This window comes from Streptomyces sp. NPDC048600 (assembly GCF_055587025.1).
In genome coordinates this window covers 1-4,794 of sequence record NZ_JBVJGZ010000014.1, presented here as the reverse complement: position 1 = coordinate 4,794, position 4,794 = coordinate 1, and the positions used below count along the sequence as shown (strand labels likewise).

The 4,794-nt window shown below is 72.0% G+C and carries 4 protein-coding genes; 3 read left to right on the top strand and 1 reads right to left on the bottom strand.

Features of this window, described 5'->3' with window-relative positions; genetic code table 11:
* Window positions 1-89 precede the first annotated feature (89 nt).
* On the top strand, window positions 90-365 hold the full coding sequence (locus tag ACZ6SQ_RS19880) for an aromatic-ring hydroxylase C-terminal domain-containing protein (protein WP_469564059.1): 276 nt from the start codon (window positions 90-92) through the stop codon (window positions 363-365).
* Between the two features lie 217 nt (window positions 366-582).
* On the top strand, window positions 583-1,803 hold the full coding sequence (locus ACZ6SQ_RS19875; RefSeq protein ID WP_469563610.1) for a 3-deoxy-7-phosphoheptulonate synthase: 1,221 nt from the start codon (window positions 583-585) through the stop codon (window positions 1,801-1,803).
* 109 nt (window positions 1,804-1,912) lie between these two features.
* On the opposite strand, the gene ACZ6SQ_RS19870 is transcribed toward ACZ6SQ_RS19875, so the two are convergent.
* Complete coding sequence (locus ACZ6SQ_RS19870; RefSeq protein WP_469563606.1) at window positions 1,913-2,842, bottom strand: ParB/RepB/Spo0J family partition protein; 930 nt, start codon at window positions 2,840-2,842, stop codon at window positions 1,913-1,915.
* Between the two features lie 356 nt (window positions 2,843-3,198).
* On the opposite strand from ACZ6SQ_RS19870, the gene ACZ6SQ_RS19865 reads away from it, so the two are divergent.
* Window positions 3,199-4,692: a DUF6851 domain-containing protein gene (locus ACZ6SQ_RS19865; protein ID WP_469563603.1), complete on the top strand. Its 1,494-nt coding sequence runs from the start codon at window positions 3,199-3,201 to the stop codon at window positions 4,690-4,692.
* Window positions 4,693-4,794: the final 102 nt, after the last annotated feature.

The window sequence follows — 4,794 nt, the reverse complement described above, 5'->3', positions numbered from 1 at the left end:
TATGTGAGGAGGGGGAGAACGAACCCCACCCCCCCCCCCCCCCACCCTCCCCCCCCCCCCCCCCCCCCCCCCCCCCCCCCCCCCCGAGCCTGCTCCTCCAGGACGGCACGGCCCTGTACGACCTGCTCGGCCCGGACTTCACCCTCGTCGACTTCCGGGGCGACGGCAGGGCCGACGCGCTGCTCGCGGCAGCCGCCGCACAGGGCCTGCCGGTCCGGCACACGGTGGTGCGGGACGACCGCGCCCGGCGGATCTGGGAGCGCGACCTCGTCCTGCTCAGGCCCGACCAGCACGTCGCCTGGCGCGGCGAGGAGGCCCCCGTGGACCCCGATGCCGTGGTCCGACGGGTACGAGGCGCCGGGTGAGGCCTGCCGGGCTCGCGGTGAGTACCGCGACGAGGCGCCGGGTGAGGTCCGCCGGGCTCGCGGCGAGCCCCGCGACGAGGCGCCATGTGAGGCCTGCCGGGATCCCGGTGAGCACCGCGACCAGGCTGCGGGTGAGGTGACCGCGCGCCGCCGGCGGCCGGCCTCCGGCACGGAACCCGGCGGCGCACATCTCGCTGAACTCTCCACGGGAGTACTCATGACGCAATCCAGCCCGATGACGCACCTCGCCAGGCTCGGCCCGTGGGCGGACAGACCGGCGGCCCAGCAGCCGGACTGGCACGAGCACCCCGCCCACCCCTGGGCCCACGAGCGGCTGGCCTCGGCCCCGCCCCTGGTGACACCCGCCGAGATCCGGCAGCTGCGCGCCACCCTGGCCCGGCTGACCGAGACCGGCACCCTGCTGCTCCAACTCGGCGACTGCGCGGAGAGCTTCCACGAGTGCACGCCCCCGCACGTGGCCCGCAAGCTGCGCGTTCTCGACCTGCTCGCGGACCGCCTCGGCGAACTCACCGGCAGCGACGTCGTCCGAGTCGGCCGTATGGGAGGGCAGTTCGCCAAACCCAGGTCACAACTCACCGAGTCGTACGGCGCGTCGACCCTGCCCTCCTTCCGGGGCCACATGATCAACGCCGAGTCCCCCGACCCGGCGGCCCGGCGACCCGACCCCGCGCGCATGGTGCGGGCCCACGACCTCGCCGCCACCGTGCACCGGGCCATGCGTACCCACCGGGAGCAGGCCGGCCGGCCTGCGGAAGGGCCCTGGTCGAGCCACGAGGCACTGGTCCTCGACTACGAGTCCCCGCTGCTCCGCCAGGACCCCGACACGGACGCGCCGTATCTGTCCTCGACGCATCTGCCCTGGGTGGGGGAGCGGACCAGACGGCCGGGCGACGCCCATGTGGCGCTGCTCGCCTCCGTCGTCAACCCCGTGGGCTGCAAGATCGGTCCGGACGCGAGCCCCGAGGACGTCCTGCGGGTGTGCGAGGCGCTCGACCCGCGGCGCGAGCCGGGACGTCTGGTGCTGATCCCCCGGATGGGGCGGGACCGGATCACCGGGAGCCTGCCCCCGCTCGTCCGCCTGGTGGCGAACGCGGGGCACCCCGCGATCTGGCTCTGCGATCCGATGCACGGCAACACCGTGCGCTCCCGGACCGGACTGAAGACCCGTCACCTCACCGACGTCGTCACCGAGGCCGTGCGCTTCCGGGACATCCTCGACGGGCACGGACAGCACGCCGCCGGACTGCATCTGGAGGTCGCGGCGGACGAGGTGACGGAATGCGTGGGGGCCTCCGTGCGCGGCGAGGACCAACTGCCGCACCGGTACACGTCGTTGTGCGACCCGCGGCTCAACCCCGAGCAGGCTGTCGAACTCGTCGAGGCATGGGCCAAGGGCGCGCTGCCCGGCCCGGGATGAGAGCGCGTCGGGACGGCCTCGGCGACAGCCGTCCCGACGGGCGCGGTCCAGGAACTGGCGTCACCTTCCCGTCTGCCTGCGGGCGACGAGGGGAATGCGACGACGGGCCCTACCGCGGCTCGCCTCGCTCCAGTTCCCGCGCGAACCGCAGCCAGGCTCCGGCGCAGGAGCGGGCCAGGGCGGCGACGGAGTCCCGCCAGTGCGGGGGCACCGCGTCGATCAGCTCGCCCCACTCCACCGGGTCGACGAGATGCCCGTCGACCCAGCGCACGAAGGCACGGCCGTTCTCCGCGTACCGCACCGCCGGATCCCTGCTCAGATGGTCGCGCACGGTGTTCCAGTCGACGCCTTCCCGGGGCGCGTCCGCGACGCACTGCTCCGGTGGCACCGCACGCTCGGCGACCTCGCCCCGCGCCGTCCCCGGCCGTGCCTCCAGCACCGGCTCCTGCCCGGCGCGCACCCGTTCCCGCACGTCCCGCGCGGTCCCCAGCGAGATGCCCGCCTCCCGGGCGATGACGCGCAGGGACGCCTCGGGCATCCTGGCGATCACCTCCCCGGCCCGCCGACGGCCCGCCGAGGCGTCCAGCGGACGGACGCGGCCGTCCCTGCCCACCCGGAAGCCCTCCCGCCCGGCCGAGGGGAAACGGCGCCGCCGGATCGCGCTCACGGTGGTCGGGGACAGCCCGGCGGCCGCCGCGACGGCCCGGTCGGACCAGTGCCGGCGCACCGCCAGAATGCGGCTCGCCGCCGCCTCGCGATCGGCCCGCGACAACGGCAGCCCGTGCCGGACGTTGACGTCGACGGACAGCAGGAAGGCGTCCTCCGCGTCACCGTCGAAGAACGTGACCGGGACGGTCGTGTCCCCGCGCAGCTCCGCCGCGCGCAGCCGGTGCATACCGTCCACGACCCGCATGCTGCCGCGGTGCACGAGGATCGGCGGCAGATCGCTCGCCGCGACGAGCAGTTCCACGTGTTCCGGACTCTCGCCGTTCAGCCGCGGGGAATCCGCGGGCAGCAGCGAGGAAATCGGTACCGGCACCGGATGGTTCGTGCCCCGGTCCGGTTCCGGAATCTCTGAATGGCTCCACATCCGCACTCACCCGTCAAAAGGTAGGAGCTGGTGCACGCGTAAATCCTTCGGTGGGGGGTGGGAAAAGGCATGGCTCAACCGATCCTTCTCAGGATCCCCAGCGGGCCCTGTCACAGGCAACATCCCAAGGACTCCAGCGTGAGTAGTGCCCACTACTCGATCGAGCAGTGGACCTTCCGGAGAGAAGTCCACTAACGTCGAAGTCAAATCCCGGGCAATTCAACGAGCATGACGGCTCGACGCCCTGAGGAATTCCCGCGGACACAGCTATTAAGGACCGGAAAAGCCGGTCGAAAGGAGTTCCGGTGACGAGTTTGAGGCGGCCGCGGAGCCGGCGCCTGGCATTCGCGGTGACCCTTGCCACGACGGTGGGCCTGGTGGGTTCGCTGACCAGTGCCGTCCCTGCGGCACCGCGGCAGGCGGCCGCCGTGTTCGACCTCGACCACGGCAACGCCCTGACCGGAGTCGTCTATCCGAAGTTCCAGCGCGTCTCGCGCGACGAGAGCTTCGGCCGCTCCGTGACCCTGACCGTGGACCACGCCATCCTCATCGAGATGCCGTGGTTCGACGCCCTGGCGCCCTACCACCCCACGGCGAAGGGCATCTTCTCCGACCTCGGCCGACGGCCCGCCGAGGAGCGCACCACGCGCAACAAGAACATCGCCGTCATCTACGCCGCGTACACCTCCCTCACCAAGGTCCTCCCGCAGTACAACTCCCGCTGGATCGAGATGATGGAGTCGGCGGGCCTCGACCCGAACGACACCGCCGAGGACCCGACGACACCCAGCGGCATCGGCATCCTGGCCGCCAAGAAGACCATGGAGGCCCGTCTGCACGACGGCTCCAACCGGTACGGCGACGAGGGCGGCCGCGGCTACAACCGCCTGCCGTACAGCGACTACACCGGCTACCGGCCGGTCAACTCGGCGGAGCGGCTGGTCAATCCGTCCCGCTGGCAGCCCAACGTGTCGTCCTCCAGCAACGTCTACAAGGTCCAGAAGTTCGCGACGCCGTACTTCGGCCGGATCAAGCCGTTCACCTACGACAGCCCCGCGCAGTTCGACGTCCCGCCGCCCACCGCCAGCAACCACCTCAACCGCCGCGCGTACAAGCGGCAGGTCGACGAGGTCCTGAAGGCCTCGGCGGGTCTCGACGACCGCAAGAAGATGACCGCGGAACTCTTCAACAACAAGGTGGTGACCTTCGGGACGGTCGCCGGCACTCCGGTGGTCGTACGCGGCAACTACGACGTCGAGAAGATGGTGCACTACATCACCTCCTCCGACGTGTCCTTCGTCGACTCCACCATCGCCACCTGGTACTTCAAGCGGAAGTACGACTCCGTGCGGCCGTTCAGCGCCGTCCGGCACGTCTACGGCGACCGGCCGGTCAGCGCGTGGGGCGGGCCCGGGGTCGGCGCGGTCGACGACATCACCGGCAACGAGTGGCGCGGCTATCTGGGCGTCAACTCGGCGGACTCCCCCGAGTACCCCTCGGTCAGCTCCGCGCTCTGCCAGGCCTTCGTCGAGCAGGTGCGGCGGTTCACCGGCACCGACCAGGCCGACATCAGCTTCGCCGCCCCGAAGGGCTCCTCCTTCGTCGAGCCGGGTGTCACCCCGGCCGCCGACACCACGCTGCGCTGGGCCACGTGGACCGACTTCGCCCGGGAGTGCGGCGAGAGCCGGGTGTGGGGAGGCGAGAACTTCCCCGAGGCGATCGAGGCCACCAAGCGGTACGCACCGCAGATCGGCAACTGGAGCTACGAGTTCGTCCAGCGGAAGCTGAACGGCGGCTGACCGTTCCGCGCACCGACCCGGGGTGGGGGGGGGGGGGGGGGGGGGAGAGGGGGAGGGGGGGGGGGAGGGGGGGGGGGGGGGGGAGGAGGGGAGGGCCCAGCA